The organism is Sporosarcina sp. P2, from assembly GCF_002743255.1.
In the GTDB taxonomy this organism is placed as follows: domain Bacteria; phylum Bacillota; class Bacilli; order Bacillales_A; family Planococcaceae; genus Sporosarcina.
Window position 1 is genome coordinate 111,883 of the sequence record NZ_PDYY01000006.1, and the last position, 15,929, is coordinate 127,811.

The following is a 15,929-nucleotide window of genomic DNA, read 5'->3' on the forward strand; positions in this document are numbered from 1 at the left end:
TTCAATCCCCTTATACTCACCACGTAACTCACCAGTCAAAAAAGACACCCCTCCCTAGGAAGTAGGTGCCTTAATATGTGAAATATAGCGCCAGCGGATGAGATAGAAATAGCAAATCTGCATCAGCGCAAAGCCCGCCAGCACAAGCGCCAGCTCCTTGACAATGGAAATCTCCGCAAGCGCATCCCAAATCACCTGCAACGCCATAAACGCAAACACACTGTGGATGAACGACACACCCCACGGAAAGAAAAACTGCGGAATTAATTGCCGATTGACGATCTTCGTGAACTCCCTATCCGTCATCCCAATCCGCTGCAACACCGCATACTGCCGGCGATCATGACTAAGCGATGTATACAACCGGAAGTAGATGAAGCTGCCAGACGCGAGGAAAAACACACCTGCGAGTAATAATCCAATAAACAACAGTAACGAAAACGTCATCCGGATATGCGAATAATTTAACCCAGGATTCTCAAACTCGTAGCGCACGGGATCACGGTGTTCGAGCATAAGCCCCGCCAACACTTGGGCATGGATAGACAATCCGATTTCCCTCGTCTTCTGCCAATCCCTTACGTTAAACGCATAATAATTAAACGCCAGTGCATTGACATGTGCTTGTTCTTCAATGCGATCGAAATCCAAATGATTCACAACGATCGTATTGAGCCCAAGTGCGTTTGGCGGAAACAATTTATACGGATACACGCCTTCAATCTTGAGTGAGACGCCACTGTCACCTAGTTCGGTGCTGACCGATTCCGTCGACAACTGATTGGCCGCAGCAGCTGTTGCGGGTAAGAACAACGCATGTCCTCTGTGTAATGAAAGTGGCTTTTCTCCGAAAGTTGCGGCCAGTTCATTCAGATCAGACAGCTTGACGATATTAACTTTATTTTTCGTGTAGGAAGATTGCTGTTCCAGCACACGAAAACGTACAGCCCAGTAATCAAGACCCGCTTGATCGAGTTCATTGGTCAATTGTGCGATATGTGGATACTCGAATTCATTATGTGGCAAACTTTTATAAATGAGCCCGAGCGGATTTACTTCCCGATATTGCGAAGCGAATGACGTTAACGATGCCAAAATGCCGACGGACATGAACGCTATCGTCGAAACGAGCGTGACGATGAAGAACATCCGCGCATTTTCTTTTAAACGTACGATGCTTTCCGAAATCGAGATCATCCAAAAATCGCGCCAGAAGATATTCTTTTGCCGTCGCAATGCATGCAATACGAGCGGCAAGGTATCGGTGAAAAAGTAATAGGTCCCGATTGTGATAAGTGGCGGTAGTAGGAAGAACAGACTAATGATGCTCGAACGTGATACGAAAGCCGCCATGGCGTAGGCGAGCAACAACAGCACCACTCCGAAGATCCCACGGCTTTTCGAGTACGAATACACCGATTGTACGGCTATATCCCCATGTAACAAATCCGATACTTGTCCTTGCTGAATGAATACAGGAGCGATATATGAAATGATAGCGAATAAACTGAGGAATGCCCCCATCGTCAGCACGAATGGTTTCCAGGATAAATAAAGCGGTAATACCGGAATTTGCACGATCGCTTTGACGATCATGAAAAAGAATTTCGAAAACATGAAGCCGAGGAAAATTCCACTTATGATTGATGCGAAGCCAAGCAACATCGTTTCGATGAAAATGAGTCGATGCAACTGACGCTTTGCCATTCCGAGAAGCAACAGCACCCCAAACTCTTTCGATCGCGCCTGCAAAAATGCACGCATCGAATAGAATAGGAAAAACAGCGTGAAAATAAATAGGATGATTTCCGCTATTCCCATGCCGAGAGCTGAGATCTCTTTTAAGAACGTGTTTTCAATCGATGGATGGAACAGCAGCATCGAGTAAAGGAAAAACACCATGACGGAAAACACACTAGCCATGAAGAAGGCTGCATAAACCCGGCGGTTACGAACGACATTACGGTAAGCGAACTGTCGAAAAGTCATTCACATTACCTCCAAGTAATGACAACACATTCAAGATACGCTGGAAAAATGTTTGCCGGCGTTCATCTTTATAGATTTCATTGAAAAACTCTCCATCTTTAATAAACAGGACACGATCACAATAGCTCGCAGCAATCGGGTCGTGCGTCACCATAATAATGGATGTCTGTTCATGTAGGTTAATATGTTCAAGTAATTCGAGCACATCTTTCGCTGACGTTGAATCAAGATTCCCTGTTGGCTCATCCGCTAACAGAATGCTCGGTTGATGGATGAGCGCTCGTCCTATCGCGGTTCGCTGTGCTTGTCCACCCGATAGTTCATCCGGTCTGCGTTCCAAAATATCTTCCAAATTCAACTTTTGCGCCATATCTTCTACTCGTTTTTTCATTTCTTCAACAGGTAATCCATCAAGAGTTAACGGTAACACCAAATTTTCTTCCACCGTCAACATTTGCAGTAAATTGATTTCCTGAAAGACGAAACCAATTTGCCGTCTACGGAATAACGCGATTTCGTTTTGACTGAGCTTTTCCGGTTCCACGCCTCCGATGACAATCTTGCCATAGGTCGGAATATCCGTGGCCATCAATAAGTTCAACAACGTCGTCTTACCACTGCCGGACGGCCCCATAATTGCAACGAACTCCCCTTCTTGCACATCGAAGTCTAATTTATTCAATGCACGATGTATGACTTTTCCTTCATAGATTTTCGTGACATCTTCCATCTTAACGACCGGTTGCGTCATCTACTTTTTCACCCGCCTCTCCGTCTTTAAATAATAATGCGATTGTCGTGCCTTCTCCTTGTTTCGAGGAAATCGTCAGTTCGTGACCGAGTTTCTCACAGACTTCGGATGCGATATACAGTCCCATACCCGTCGATTCTCCAGATAATCTACCGTTTTCTCCTGTGAAGAAAGCTTTCGTCACCCGGTGTATATCAGATGCCGGTATGCCGATTCCTTCATCCTTAATTTCAAGACACAGTCCTTCTGGTAGCTGGACTGCATTCACATGTATTTTCTTACCTTTTTCAAATGTATATTTCACTGCATTCGTAATGAATTGATTGAGCATAAACTTGATCCACTTTCGATCCGTCGCGACGGTTAAGTGTTCATCCACATTCAGCACAGGAAACAGACCGTTCGCAATGAAAAGTCGTTTGTTCTCATTTAGCACTTCCTGCAAAATTTGTCTCAGCAATAGCCGCTCAATTTGCATATCTTCTTCAAATGTTTCAAGCCGTGCATTGACAAGGACGATATCCAATCCATTTTGGATGCGTCCCACTTCCTGCTCGAGGCTCTTCTTGTCCACTTCCTCTTCTTGCAATAATAAATTAATGACCGAAATCGGTGTTTTCATTTGATGCACCCATTGATTCATGAAATGTAAATGACGATTTTGTCTATCATATAATGTCTGTACTTCATGTTGGTACAGGCGATATAATTCACGCGTAAATGCTGTCGTCTGTCGATGTTCGGGCGTCATAATGTGCCGTATCAAAGCATCTTCCATTTGCTTCGGTTTTTCGACGATCTTTGCATAATACGTACGCCGCATGATGAACTTCGCTCCCAAATAGCCCGCCGTAAGTAAAATACTCATCGCGACCGAATAGATGGCCGTATTCGGATTGCGAAAGCCGTCAAGCCAAAACAATAGTAGTATGAACGATACGAGTCCGATCTGAAACAACATGAACGATACATGCTCTTTAACGAACAGTGTAAATGCCTTCATTTGACTTCTGATTCCGGCATGAAACGATACCCCGCGCCACGCACCGTTTCAATCCAAGATTGCACATCGTAATCGGTCAATTTCTTACGCACACGAGCCATATTAACGTTAAGCGTATTTTCGTCGACAAATGATTGATCATCCCACAATTCTTCGAGTAACTTTTCGCGCGATACGACTTTCGGCGACTCGCCCATCAGCAATTCCAGAATGACGCATTCTTTCTTCTGAAGTGGAATTTCTTCTTTGCCTTTTTGTAACGTCATTCGTTCTATATATAACGTCAAATCACCCGATACAATCATGCGCTCCGACTGATTTGGTGAATACTCACCGAATGATCGACGTAAATGGCTTTTAATTTTCGCCAATACAATTTCATAATGGAATGGCTTCGTTATAAAATCATCGCCTCCATTTTCAAGCGCAAACACTTGATCCATATCACCTGAGCGCGCCGAAATAAAAATAATCGGACACACCGTATGCTGTCGTAGCTGACGGCACCAATAGTAGCCGTCATAAATCGGCAAGTTAATATCTAAAAGCACCAGATGTGGATTATACGCATTGCATTCTTCCACGACTCGATCAAAATCCTGTATAATTGCGACTTCATATTGATATTTCTCAAGCGTTCCCGCTAACAATTTCGCGATTTTTACATCATCTTCTACAATAAATATTCGATGCTTCACCGTAACCCCTCACTTTCTCATTATGTTAAGTATAGCGCATTTCCCACCACACATAAATGAATCCTCATACACAAAAAGCGCATGCCCCGCAAGACATGCGCTTCCCCTTAATAGATTACATTTACAAATTCTTCGAGCTGAATACCACCAAGGATTTTTTCAACGTCCATAGACTCCAGTGCGTCTGTGATCGCCTTGCGCTCATATTTCACACCTTTTAAACGATTTTCAATTTCTTGGACATCGCCCACACCGAAAAAGTCCCCGTATATATTCACGTTTTCTATACTACCTTTTTCCACTTGCAAGCGAACATCAATTCCACCCACAGGAAAACGTTTAGTCTGCTGCAAGTTGAACTTCGGTGAACGGCCGTAATTCCACTCCCAGTTGCCATAGCGCTCCGCAGACAATTCACGGATTTTTGTCCAGTCATCATCCGTCAACACACGATACTCAATATTTTCTTCACCGTCGAACATCGAATTCAAGATTTCTTGTCTAAACTGTTCAATTGAAATAGGCTCTTCCAAGAATTCCGAAATATTCGCGACACGGCTACGAATCGACTTGATCCCTTTTGATTCAATTTTGTCTTTCTTCACTTTGAGTGAATTTACGACACCTTCCATATCTGTATCAAACAACAACGTCCCATGGCTAAACATGCGATCCTTTGTTGCGAATTGTGCATTTCCGGAGATTTTGCGTCCATCAATCAAAATGTCGTTACGCCCAAGCAACTCTGCTTTAATCCCCATTTTCGCAAGCGCATCTGTTACAGGCTCCGTGAACTTCTTAAAGTTACGGAACGACTCCCCATCATCTTTCGTAATGAAGCTAAAGTTCAAGTTTCCTTTATCATGATACACCGCACCGCCACCTGACAGTCTTCGTACGACGTGGATGCCATGACGATCGACAAACTCTGTATTGATTTCCTCCACTGTATTCTGGTTTTTCCCAATAATGATGGAAGGTTCATTGATATAAAACAGCAAATACGAATCTTTGTCTACGTCCATCGTGTTGAGTACATATTCCTCAATCGCCAAGTTTATACGTGGATCTGTAATGCCTTGATTATCAATAAATTTCATATTTTCTTCTCTCCTCACAAAATTGTCACAATTTATTTTCAGTCAATTCTCACAATTGGAAGCGCTAAAATAGCTCAAAAGCGCGTCACAAAAGGCCTGAATCCATTTTAACAGAAAAATAAATGAAATGTTGACTTCTGGTATCTGTTATAATACAATGTGTATATACCAAATAGTTATACAACAAACAAAAGGGGATGGATGGATATGGTAGAAAGCATCGTAGAGTTTTTCAAGAACTTGCCGGCGAAGGTTTGTGCGACATGTGGAACTGAAATTGAAGAGCAGCACGAGTGTTACTCTAATCAATGTAATCATTGCAACGTAAAATAAAAAAACTTTCATTCGGCGAATATTCCTATATTCGCTTTTTTTTTGCGTAGATACATAGATGTGGTATTTTTCGCAGTTTGCTAGGCAAACCGCGCCATTGTGGTGAAACATCGCGCTAAAACGAATGATGACCGCGCTATTCTCCTGACAAACCGCGCCATACTCGCCGACAACCGCGCTATTCCTCTGGCAAACCGCGCTAAACTCGCTGACAACCGCGCTATTCCTCTGACAAACCGCGCCATAATCGCCGACAACCGCGCCATTCCGCTAACAAACCGCGCCTCCCACTCAAATCCACTTACTATACAACATAAAAAATCCGTACAACGAGTGTTGTACGGATTTTATCATGTTACGTAAATAGCTTCGCCAGCACTTGATCTTTCGCTGCGACTCCTTGATCGATACAGTCAGGTAAACCGACTCCATTATAGGATGCACCCGCAAGCTCGACCATCGGGAACGCGGATTGCATTTCCTCCCGCGCGCGTAAGACTTTCTCTTTATGGCCAACGCGGTATTGCGGTCTGTCCTCTTTCCAGCGTGTTATGATACAGAAATCCGGTTCACCTTCAAGCTCGAGAATATCTTCCAAGTCTTTGCGAACGATTTTCTCTATTTCAGCATCTGGTAAGTCGACAATCGCTTCTTCCCCAACGCGTCCGACGAATGCACGCACCATCACTTTTTCGTCAGGTGTAGTTGTCGGCCATTTACGGTCGACAAGTGTACAAGCTGTAATGGAATGATTGCTGCTGCGCGGTACTAAGAAACCCGTCCCATCAATATCGCTTTTCATCGCCTTTTTTGGATAACCTAAAGCGACAGTTGCGACCGATGTCGTCGGAATCGTTCCTAGCTCTTTCAACAAACCATGTGGTTCAAACAAATGACTTGCTACGGTATGACTCGTTGACATGATTACTGCATCCGCTACGATTTGCTGTTGATCATTCAATGTCAGAACGGCGCGGTCGTCTTGTTTCATTATGCTAGTGACACGCGTACCTTTCATAACATGGACATCTGTCAACTGTTCTTCGAGGGCTATTACCAATGAATCCAGACCATTTTTAAGAGTATGGAAAGCTCCCGTTTTCTTCGAACTATGACTGTTCTTTTGTGGCAGTTGTTTAGGAGTGGTCTTTCTCATTCCTAAAATTAAGCTGCGGTGATTTTTTTCTACTTCATAGAACTGTGGAAAAGTTGATTCCAGACTCATATGATCGATATCGCCTGCATAGACGCCCGACAATAATGGCTCAATTAGATTTTCCACCACTTCAGTACCAAAGCGACGCCGGAAAAACTTGCCGAGCGACTGATCTCCAGTTATTTCAGAACGTGGTAATACAAAGTCGCCCGCCGCACGTATTTTACCGCTCAAACTAAATAAACCGGATGTAATGAAAGGTTTGATTTCTGTCGGTACACCCATAACAGCACCTGCCGGGATTTTGTGCATTTGATTATGCAGATAGATATACGCTTGCCCTGTTGCGTTTCGAACAAGCTGATCTTCAATACCCAGTTCAGTCGCTAATTGGTCTACACTTTGTTTACGGATCAAAAAGGAGTCCGGACCGCGTTCGATTACATAGCCATCTCGACGGACTGTTTGGATTTTTCCACCAAGTTCTGTTGAGGCTTCGATCATGATGATATCTATGGGAAGTCCTTGTTCACGGGCATCTTTTTGCATATAGTACGCTGCAGCGAGACCCGTGATTCCGCCGCCGATTATGACTACTTTTTTTCGTTCACTCATGTCCTTTTTCACTCCGATCCAATTGAATTCATTTTGTTGCGTATAATTGATCCATTACAGCATCAGCCATCGCATCAATGAATAAAGGATCGGTATTCGGCATGGCAGGTCGGTGGTACGCTGCGCCGATATCGTCACATACTACTTTACACTCGTAGTCGTTATCGTATAGAACTTCCAAGTGGTCCGATACGAAACCAACTGGTGTGTAAACGAATGATGTATATCCTTTTGTTTCAAACAAGTCACGTGTTAAGTCTTGTACGTCCGGACCTAACCAAGGTTCAGGCGTTTGCCCTTCACTTTGCCAACCAAGTGCATATGTTTTAACGCCTGCTGCTTGTGTGATCATTTCTGCTGTTTCCTTCAACTGATCAGCATATGGGTCACCATTAGCCAGAATCTTTTCTGGTAACGAGTGGGCAGACACGATCAAGCATGAATTCTTACTCTCTGTCTCGTCCATCGCATCATAAGTTTGACGCAATTGGTTCGCCCAGTACTCGATGAATTTCGGTTGGTTGTACCAACTTTCAACAGAAGTAAGTGTAATCCCGTGCTTGTCCGCTTCCTCTTGTGCACGACCGTTGTATGATTTAACGGAGAACGTAGAGAAATGTGGTGCCAATACAATAGATACTGCTTCAGTAATCCCGTCATCATGCATTTCTTGTATTGCATCTTCGACGAATGGCGCAATATGCTTTAGACCGACATAGACTGTAAATTCTATGTCGTCTTGTGCTTCATTCAAACGTGCGCCTAATGCGTCCGCTTGATCATCTGTAATCCGCGCAAGTGGTGAAATGCCTCCGATTGCTTCATAGCGATTGCGAAGATCTTCCACTTGTTCCGGAGCCGGTGGACGGCCTCTACGGATATGCGTGTAATACGGCACTAGATCGTCATAGGAGTTTGGCGTTCCATACGCCATAACGAGTAAGCCCATTTTCTTTTTCGTCATCATTTTCACCTCATGGTTGGATTGTTATTTCGAACGTAATTCTCTACTATAGTCATGTACGAAAGCTGTTAAGCGTTTCAATGTTGCAGGTTGTACTTGAGGGAATACGCCGTGACCTAAGTTGAAGATGTGGCTACCGTGCTCTACACCTTGTTCAACAATAAGCTTTGCACGTTCTTCGATGACTGACCAGTCCGCTAGTAACATGGATGGATCCAAGTTTCCTTGCACTGGTTTTGTGATACCGCGTTCACCAGCTTCTTTTATAGACAAGCGCCAATCCAATCCAACTACGTCGACTGGTAGGTCGTGCCATTCATTCGCCAAGTGGCTTGCACCTACTCCGAATGTAATCAATGGAATATTTAATTTACGAAGTTCTGAGAAAATACGAGTCATCGTAGGTTTAATGAAGATTCGGTAATCCGATACATTCAATGCGCCTACCCATGAGTCGAATATTTGCACGGCTTTCACGCCAGCATTAACTTGTGCTTGGATATAACTAATCGTCATATCAGCTAATTTATCCATTAGTGCAAACCAAGCTTGTGGCTCAGACACCATGAAGGATTTTGTCAGGTTATAGCTCTTTGAAGGGCCGCCTTCAATCATATAACTCGCCAGTGTAAACGGTGCGCCTGCAAAACCGATCAAAGGTACATTCAATTGTTCTTGTGTCAGCATTTTGATCGTGTCCAACACATAAGGAACTTGCTCCTCTGCCGAAAACTCGCCTAAGTTTGCGATGTCTTGTGCAGAACGAATTGGATTGGAAATAACAGGGCCTACGCCTGATTTAATCTTTACGTCTACTCCAATACCTACAAGTGGTGTAACAATATCTTTATATAAAATAGCTGCATCTACATCATATTGATCTACTGGAAGTTTTGTTACATACGCACATAGTTCCGGCTGATGCGTAATTTCTTCCAAGGAGTATTTTTCTTTGATTTTAAGATATTCCGGCTGTGAACGTCCTGCTTGACGCATGAACCAAACTGGCGTGTGTTCAATTTCTTCGCCTCTCGCAGCACGTAATAGCGTATCGTTAAAAGTTGACATATTCAGAGATACCTCTTTCCATATTTTTAATTTCTTTCACGTAACTCTTATACGTTCTCATGATAAACCGTTGACAGGTCAATGTATAGTGAATTGCGCCTTTGTCATAATTTTGTGCTAGGACACCCCTCACTTCTGCCATGCTTTAGACAATCATTCCTAACTTGCTTGCAATTAGTGTTTGATTCGGGAGATTTAAGGGAATTACTAAAGGTAGAATCATACACTGGTAAAGAGTGCTTTTAATCAAACTTAGCACAGACGATCGTTACTAGCCAAAGGAGGAATTTTATATGAATATTTATATGACAACTGGAACGATGGGTTTTATGGAGAAAATCAAAGACCAACATGCTGATGAGTCAATACTTTTAATGAATGGCGGCGGCAATACGCTGTTGCTACATGAGACGAACGGCAAGAGCATATTTCAAACGCCGAGGAAGTTCGAAGTGGTAGGTTCGTACGGTAACCTGACAGAACCTGGATTCTTCGCAATGGACAACGTCGCGGTGACAGATGAAGGCAAACCTATATTCGAACATCAGTACAAGCACCTAGGCGAAAAACTGCAAAACATGCCCGGCTTCGTAGCATACCGCTTACTGCGTCCAATCGGATCAGATACGTATACATTGCTGACACAATGGACAGAGCGACGTTTGTATGACATCTGGTATAACTCCCCTGGTAATCAATTATCCGATAAGACGGTTTTCAAGGATGCAGGTGGTGCTACACAACATATCTTCACAAGCGCTCCATATACTACACATTATAAAACACCCACTGAGGAGGTTTGACGTTTTGACGTCAGACCTTCTTTTTTATGTTGAAAATGGTCAACCCTATGATTTACACACTCTATTTAGTCACTTCATTTACCCAAAAGTTTAAAACACGTAGTTTGCGATGTGGCCTACTGCTTGCTATACTGAACGAGTTGATTGACTTATTTGTCTATTTGAAAGGGGTTTTATTAATGAGGGAACAATTATTTCAGAAACTGGAACAATCTTATGACGAAATGGTAGAGATTCGCCGATATTTACATATGAACCCCGAAGTGTCGTTTAAAGAAACGAAAACCGCAGCTTATATCGCTGACTTCTATAAACGTCTTGGAGTAGAGGTACGTACTGGAGTAGGCGGCAATGGTGTCGTAGCAAGAGTCAAAGGTACAAAGCCAGGAAAAACAGTTGCTTTGCGAGCAGACTTTGACGCATTACCTATTCAAGATCAAAAAGATACATCATATGCATCCACTGTACCTGGCGTCATGCATGCATGCGGACACGATGGTCATACCGCCACGCTCCTTCAATTAGCAAAAGCTATGAACGAAATGCGTGAGGAGCTATCTGGCGAATATGTATTTATCCATCAACATGCGGAAGAATTGGCTCCAGGTGGCGCTATTGCAATGATCAAAGACGGCTGCTTAGAAGGCGTCGATGTCATTTTCGGCACGCATCTGTGGTCACTCTTTGAATCGGGTGTCATCTATTATGCTTCAGGCCCGATCATGGCTGCAGCGGATCGATTCAATATTACCATTCAAGGAGCTGGCGGCCACGGTGCATCGCCACATCAAACAAAAGATGCCATCGTAATCGGTTCACAGCTTGTGATGAACTTACAACAAGTCGTCTCAAGACGTGTTGACCCCATCGAATCAGCTGTACTATCCATCGGCTCATTCGTCGCAGAAAATGCCTTTAATGTCATCGCTGACCAAGCCGTTCTGGGCGGAACTGTTCGTACATTCACCAATGACGTACGCAACTTCATGGAACAAGAAATCAAGCGTATAGCTGAAGGCACAGCCTTGGCTCACGATTGTGAAATCACTGTAGAATACTTCCGTGGATATCCGGCAGTGGTCAATCATGAAAAAGAAACAACCTACCTGAAAACTGTAGCTGAATCCATTGCGGATCTAAGTGGTGTAGAAGAAATGCAACCACAAATGGGAGGAGAAGATTTCGCCTACTATCTTGAAAAAGTTCCGGGTACTTTCTTCTTCACAGGTGCCCGTCCGGCAGAAGCCTATCCTCACCACCATCCACGTTTTGACATTGATGAAAAAGCTATGATTGCAGCAGCGAAAACATTAGGCGCGGCAGCGATTGAGTATCAGAACTGAAGTAAAGTAATACACTGAAGATCACTCCTACGACGGTATGGGGATCTTCAGTTTTTATATTTCACCATAGCAGTAGCGGCTGAATTAGAATGAATGATTTAGGGAAAAGGGATACGCGCGGCTTGTATAACATTTTGATCTATTTAAGCGTAAGAAGCGCTTTGAGTTGTAGTTTTGCACATGCTCTTTCTGTACGTATCTGCTCATCAGATGGTGGTTCTGCTGGCAATGGTAGAGAAGTTCATTGGCCCGTGCGGTCACACGCAGAACGTGTCCACTTGCAACATCAATTAATGTCGCTTCTTCCCCGCCCTACGATCATTCGATAAAATCCACCATGTTAATAGAATATTTACTATTTTCCAACATTACAGTTGATTTTAGTTTTTTCTATACTATAATTAATACGTATATGGTCCTATAAAACTGGGGGGAACAACATGGCTAATCCACATTATCTATCATCTTATATTGTTACATTTCATACTTTTGCATTACTTCATGGACAACATGCAAATCCGTACTATACAAAAGTAGTGGAAAGCGACCGGACTTTTATTGTCGAGAAAACACCACTAGAAATTATGAGAGATTCTTGTGCACATTACCGTTCCAACTTTGAATCCATTATTAACAGTTCCAAAATGGATTTGAAAAATCGTCCAAAGCCACCGATCATGCTGACCCATTCAAATGACCGGCCTTTATTATTTTTTCCATTGCTGTCCCCCACTTTACATAAAAACTCATGGGTAGCTTATCATGCAGTAAAAGACGTTGTTCAACACGAGGACGGCGTGACCGTTATGTTAAAAAATGATACGCAAATGCAATTGGATACTTCGATAGCTACTGTTTATCGCCAAATGGCGCTATCACATATTTTGTTTCAACGATTTGAAAACGCTCAAGAGGAATTGCGAAGTTCCTATTATATGATCATGGAGCCGAAGAGTTCTGATTCGACAATTTCCTAATATACAGATTCAGTAACTCTTCTGACCGGTTACGTAAGCGAACATTTAAATAACGACGCATATCTTGATAACCATCATATAAAAATACATATTCCGTAAATAGTTCATCTGTTGAATGGCGTATCACTCGCATTTTATGCTCTTGTAAATACAAAGCAGTGGTTCGTAAATCAGCAGAAACTGTGTTCATCGTTTCGTCTAACAAATTAAGATATGGACTTTTCAATTTAAACGGAACCTCCTCCAGTAACCGACGGTCTCGTTCCATAATCGTCAATAACATAGGAAGGTAAATGTAGTTTTCCAAATACGGCATTGCCTCTGTGGGGATCAAAGGCATTGATATCGCCTCCCAATAGAACGTATGTTCTTGAATTGATTATAATTCCTTTAGCGAAGAAAAGCAAGCGCTATTAGTATGGCTTTTTTGCATAAAAAAACTCCCAGTTATACGAACTGGAAGTTTTGACACTCAATCGATAGTTAAAACAAGTTTATTCTTTTCCTGGTTCATCACCAATAAAGTGGATAGAGAACACTTTCCATGTCCCATCTTCTTTCGTCAAAACAGTTACTTGGCGACCTTCGGGTGCATTTTCTACTCCTGTCTCACTGTCCGTGAATGTCGTTTTCAACGTAGAAAACACCTGTGCGCTATCCTTTGAATATTTTACAATCGTTTCATTATCTGTTTCACGTTTCATCGTAGTATTCTCAAGCATTTCTTCCATAGCCTGACGCTCTTCTTCCAGATCATAGCCTTCGGTAGAAAGCGTAGCAAGATAACCTTCTACGTCTTGATTGTTCAATGTTTCGATATAGCGTTCAAAAGCCGCTAGAATTTCATCTTTATCTTCTTTTGGCACATCTGTAGCTTCTTCCACTTTGTCGCCTGACATGCTGAATCCTACTTTTTTATCGTCTACTCCATGATCGATAGCACCATTGCCCGGTGCAGCTTCGCTAGTTTCTGGATGGTTCTCGTTTGTTTCATCTGCGTTATTACATGCGCCTAATACGAGCGCTAAAGCTATGGACGCGACTGCCACTTTTTTCTTCATATGCTCCTCCTACGTAGAGAAAAAGGCCTTCTACGTACAAAGACCTTTTTCATTCTATTATTATTTTACTTCTACCCAACCATTTTTGATTGCTGTAACAACAGCTTGTGTCCGGTCATTTACACTCATTTTTTGCAAAATGCTGGAAACGTGGTTTTTCACCGTTTTTTCCGAGATGAAGAGCGTTTCACCAATCGTCCGGTTACTCTGGCCATCTGTTAATAATTGTAGAACTTCACACTCACGCTTCGTCAATAAATGAAGGGGGCGACGAATGTCGTTCTGCTGGAAGGATCCTTTATGTTCTCTCTCACTCAAACGTCGGAATTCTGTTACTAAATTATGCGTGATTTTTGGATGTAAGTATGATCCACCATTTGCTACTACTTTGATTGCTTGAATAATTGCGTCTGCATCCATTTCTTTTAGCATGTAGCCGAGAGCGCCTGTTTTCAAAGCATGTGTAACATAGGACTCGTCGTCGTGAATGGATAGCATGATAACGCGCGCATTTGGAAACTCTTTCACTAATTGCTCCGTCGCGTCTACACCATTCATGCGTGGCATATTAATATCCATCAGCACTACATCTGGCTCATACTCTCTATACAATTCAACTACTTCGACACCATCGTCGCCTTCTGCTACTACGTTAAACGATTCTTCAAAATCCAAAATTCGTTTAACTCCTTCACGGAATAATTGGTGATCATCTACTATCAAAATTTTTGTCGCTTCCATTTCCTATTCCTCCCAGTAATTACCTTACTTACAGATCTTCGTCCAATGGAATTTGAAAAAGAACCGAAGTGCCTTCCCCGACTTTCGAGGTGACTTTCATTTTTCCTTTCAATAACTCCACACGTTCTTGCATTCCAATGAGACCAAATGATTTCTCTTTTACTTCATTTGTATCAAAGCCGAGGCCTTGGTCTTTAATCAATATATTAACCGATTCACGTAACCATTCGATTTTCACCCATATTTCATCAGTTTTCGCATGTTTAATACTGTTATTTACTGATTCTTGTATGAGACGAAAAATACCTACTTCAAAATTGGAAGCAAATCTTTTTTCTGCTCCGTTACTTTGAAAATGAATGATTAGCGGCGCCTCGTATTCGCTAATGGTCAATAAATACTTTCGCAATGTCGGAACAAGCCCTAAGTCATCCAAAGCCATTGGTCGCAAATTATAAATGATACGACGTACTTCAGATAACGCTCCCCTAACCATTTCTTTTAGGTAAGATAGCTCTCGCATTGCTTCTTCTGGACCATGCTGAACAAACGTTTTTTCGATTAAACCAGAACGCATCAAGACATTGGCTAGCATTTGCGCGGGTCCATCATGAATATCACGTGATAAACGTTTACGCTCTTCTTCTTGAGCCTGGATAATCTGAATTGCAAAGTCTTGTTTATGGCGTGCAGTTTCCAGTGCTGTACTTACATTTTTCAAATCAGATGTTAAATATGTCATCACAGTGGTTACTTGGTTAACAAGCTGGTCTGCTCTTTCAATTGTAGAGAGCAGCAACAGTAGTCGACGTTCAAGTTCATCCCGTCTTCCACGAAGTTGTTTCTCTTCCATTTTATTAATGGAGGCGCGTACAAGCAAGTCATTTGCCACACCATAAGCTTGTTTAACTTCTTCTTCACTATATGTTACAAAGTCTTTTGATACAGTAGCAAGACGCTTTCTAGAATGGCGTGATAGGTTCTCTAGAGAATCCCCTTCAGTTATCACATGAGAAATACTATCTTTCACTTCTGCTAACTCTGTTTGCATTTCTTCATAACTTCTGCGGCTTTGTTCACTAATTAAGAAGATATCGCTTTTTGAACGATCCATTACATTAACCATGTTGCCAAATATTTTCTCCATCTGTTGAATGTCAATTGCCTTGTCGCTCAAATAACTCCCTCCCGCACTTGTTTATGTGAAAATTTGCAAAGTGAGCATTATTGCAGTTTAGCCTAAATACTTATACACTTCTTATACAGTATATCATTTTAATGATGAAAAAGTATTATAAGTATATTACAAATGTAGGGGGAACGACAA

The 15,929-nt window shown here is 42.4% G+C and carries 16 protein-coding genes; 4 read left to right on the plus strand and 12 right to left on the minus strand.

From position 1 onward, the window contains the following. Window positions 1-54: 54 nt before the first annotated feature. The 5 genes from CSV67_RS08295 to lplA form a co-directional block, all read right to left on the minus strand. On the minus strand, window positions 55-1,989 hold the full coding sequence (locus CSV67_RS08295; RefSeq protein WP_199173158.1) for an FtsX-like permease family protein: 1,935 nt from the start codon (window positions 1,987-1,989) through the stop codon (window positions 55-57). Next, window positions 1,961-2,740: an ABC transporter ATP-binding protein gene (locus tag CSV67_RS08300; RefSeq protein ID WP_099631129.1), complete on the minus strand. Its 780-nt coding sequence runs from the start codon at window positions 2,738-2,740 to the stop codon at window positions 1,961-1,963. Before CSV67_RS08300 ends, CSV67_RS08295 begins: the two co-directional genes overlap by 29 nt. After that, on the minus strand, window positions 2,721-3,743 hold the full coding sequence (locus tag CSV67_RS08305) for a sensor histidine kinase (protein WP_099631130.1): 1,023 nt from the start codon (window positions 3,741-3,743) through the stop codon (window positions 2,721-2,723). Before CSV67_RS08305 ends, CSV67_RS08300 begins: the two co-directional genes overlap by 20 nt. Beyond that, window positions 3,740-4,441, minus strand: coding sequence for a response regulator transcription factor (locus CSV67_RS08310; RefSeq protein WP_099631131.1), 702 nt, complete (start codon window positions 4,439-4,441; stop codon window positions 3,740-3,742). The genes CSV67_RS08305 and CSV67_RS08310 overlap by 4 nt, the downstream gene beginning before the upstream one ends. A 107-nt stretch (window positions 4,442-4,548) precedes the next feature. Continuing rightward, a complete protein-coding gene (gene lplA, locus CSV67_RS08315; RefSeq protein WP_099631132.1) occupies window positions 4,549-5,541 on the minus strand; it encodes a lipoate--protein ligase in 993 nt (330 codons plus the stop codon). Between the two features lie 207 nt (window positions 5,542-5,748). Here lplA and yhfH point away from each other — a divergent pair, with 207 nt between their 5' ends. Then, the gene (gene yhfH, locus CSV67_RS08320; RefSeq protein ID WP_083035173.1) at window positions 5,749-5,874 is read left to right on the plus strand and encodes a protein YhfH; all 126 of its coding nucleotides are present in this window, start codon (window positions 5,749-5,751) and stop codon (window positions 5,872-5,874) included. Between the two features lie 355 nt (window positions 5,875-6,229). Here the strand turns inward: yhfH and hemY are convergent, their stop codons facing one another. From hemY to hemE, 3 genes are read right to left on the minus strand one after another with little or no spacing between them, the layout of a single operon-like run. After that, entirely contained in the window at window positions 6,230-7,645 is a 1,416-nt protein-coding gene (hemY, locus tag CSV67_RS08325; RefSeq protein ID WP_099631133.1) for a protoporphyrinogen oxidase, read from the minus strand. Between the two features lie 28 nt (window positions 7,646-7,673). After that, a complete protein-coding gene (gene hemH / locus CSV67_RS08330; RefSeq protein WP_099631134.1) occupies window positions 7,674-8,609 on the minus strand; it encodes a ferrochelatase in 936 nt (311 codons plus the stop codon). Between the two features lie 24 nt (window positions 8,610-8,633). Continuing rightward, window positions 8,634-9,677, minus strand: coding sequence for a uroporphyrinogen decarboxylase (hemE, locus tag CSV67_RS08335; RefSeq protein ID WP_099631135.1), 1,044 nt, complete (start codon window positions 9,675-9,677; stop codon window positions 8,634-8,636). Window positions 9,678-9,970: 293 nt separating this feature from the next. Here hemE and CSV67_RS08340 point away from each other — a divergent pair, with 293 nt between their 5' ends. From CSV67_RS08340 to CSV67_RS08350, 3 genes are all read left to right on the plus strand, one after another. Then, window positions 9,971-10,480 (plus strand): antibiotic biosynthesis monooxygenase family protein, encoded by a 510-nt coding sequence (locus tag CSV67_RS08340; RefSeq protein WP_099631136.1) that lies wholly within the window; start codon window positions 9,971-9,973, stop codon window positions 10,478-10,480. 179 nt (window positions 10,481-10,659) lie between these two features. Beyond that, complete coding sequence (locus tag CSV67_RS08345) at window positions 10,660-11,823, plus strand: M20 family metallopeptidase (RefSeq protein ID WP_099631190.1); 1,164 nt, start codon at window positions 10,660-10,662, stop codon at window positions 11,821-11,823. A gap of 440 nt (window positions 11,824-12,263) precedes the next feature. Then, complete coding sequence (locus CSV67_RS08350; protein ID WP_099631137.1) at window positions 12,264-12,800, plus strand: competence protein ComK; 537 nt, start codon at window positions 12,264-12,266, stop codon at window positions 12,798-12,800. Here the strand turns inward: CSV67_RS08350 and CSV67_RS08355 are convergent. The 4 genes from CSV67_RS08355 to CSV67_RS08370 all read right to left on the minus strand — a co-directional run bounded on the left by CSV67_RS08355 (window position 12,763) and on the right by CSV67_RS08370 (window position 15,779). Continuing rightward, window positions 12,763-13,140 carry a YhjD family protein gene (locus tag CSV67_RS08355; protein ID WP_099631138.1) on the minus strand — a complete coding sequence of 126 codons (378 nt, stop codon included), beginning with the start codon at window positions 13,138-13,140 and terminating at the stop codon, window positions 12,763-12,765. The genes CSV67_RS08350 and CSV67_RS08355 overlap by 38 nt on opposite strands. A 154-nt stretch (window positions 13,141-13,294) precedes the next feature. Continuing rightward, entirely contained in the window at window positions 13,295-13,861 is a 567-nt protein-coding gene (locus CSV67_RS08360) for a nuclear transport factor 2 family protein (protein ID WP_099631139.1), read from the minus strand. 60 nt (window positions 13,862-13,921) lie between these two features. After that, window positions 13,922-14,602 carry a response regulator gene (locus CSV67_RS08365; RefSeq protein WP_099631140.1) on the minus strand — a complete coding sequence of 227 codons (681 nt, stop codon included), beginning with the start codon at window positions 14,600-14,602 and terminating at the stop codon, window positions 13,922-13,924. A gap of 28 nt (window positions 14,603-14,630) precedes the next feature. Then, window positions 14,631-15,779, minus strand: a complete 1,149-nt coding sequence (locus tag CSV67_RS08370) for a sensor histidine kinase (RefSeq protein WP_199173159.1) — start codon at window positions 15,777-15,779, stop codon at window positions 14,631-14,633. Window positions 15,780-15,929 lie beyond the last annotated feature (150 nt).

What these genes read in the sequence shown, in the direction of transcription:
- CSV67_RS08355 (WP_099631138.1), bottom strand. Translation starts at nt 13,140, where the DNA reads ATGCCTTTGATCCCCACAGAGGCAATGCCGTATTTGGAAAACTACATT.
- CSV67_RS08360 (WP_099631139.1), bottom strand. Translation starts at nt 13,861, where the DNA reads ATGAAGAAAAAAGTGGCAGTCGCGTCCATAGCTTTAGCGCTCGTATTA.
- CSV67_RS08365 (WP_099631140.1), bottom strand. Translation starts at nt 14,602, where the DNA reads ATGGAAGCGACAAAAATTTTGATAGTAGATGATCACCAATTATTCCGT.
- CSV67_RS08350 (WP_099631137.1), top strand. Translation starts at nt 12,264, where the DNA reads ATGGCTAATCCACATTATCTATCATCTTATATTGTTACATTTCATACT.
- lplA (WP_099631132.1), bottom strand. Translation starts at nt 5,541, where the DNA reads ATGAAATTTATTGATAATCAAGGCATTACAGATCCACGTATAAACTTG.
- CSV67_RS08305 (WP_099631130.1), bottom strand. Translation starts at nt 3,743, where the DNA reads ATGAAGGCATTTACACTGTTCGTTAAAGAGCATGTATCGTTCATGTTG.
- CSV67_RS08295 (WP_199173158.1), bottom strand. Translation starts at nt 1,989, where the DNA reads ATGACTTTTCGACAGTTCGCTTACCGTAATGTCGTTCGTAACCGCCGG.
- hemE (WP_099631135.1), bottom strand. Translation starts at nt 9,677, where the DNA reads ATGTCAACTTTTAACGATACGCTATTACGTGCTGCGAGAGGCGAAGAA.
- CSV67_RS08300 (WP_099631129.1), bottom strand. Translation starts at nt 2,740, where the DNA reads ATGACGCAACCGGTCGTTAAGATGGAAGATGTCACGAAAATCTATGAA.
- CSV67_RS08340 (WP_099631136.1), top strand. Translation starts at nt 9,971, where the DNA reads ATGAATATTTATATGACAACTGGAACGATGGGTTTTATGGAGAAAATC.
- yhfH (WP_083035173.1), top strand. Translation starts at nt 5,749, where the DNA reads ATGGTAGAAAGCATCGTAGAGTTTTTCAAGAACTTGCCGGCGAAGGTT.
- hemH (WP_099631134.1), bottom strand. Translation starts at nt 8,609, where the DNA reads ATGACGAAAAAGAAAATGGGCTTACTCGTTATGGCGTATGGAACGCCA.
- hemY (WP_099631133.1), bottom strand. Translation starts at nt 7,645, where the DNA reads ATGAGTGAACGAAAAAAAGTAGTCATAATCGGCGGCGGAATCACGGGT.
- CSV67_RS08345 (WP_099631190.1), top strand. Translation starts at nt 10,660, where the DNA reads ATGAGGGAACAATTATTTCAGAAACTGGAACAATCTTATGACGAAATG.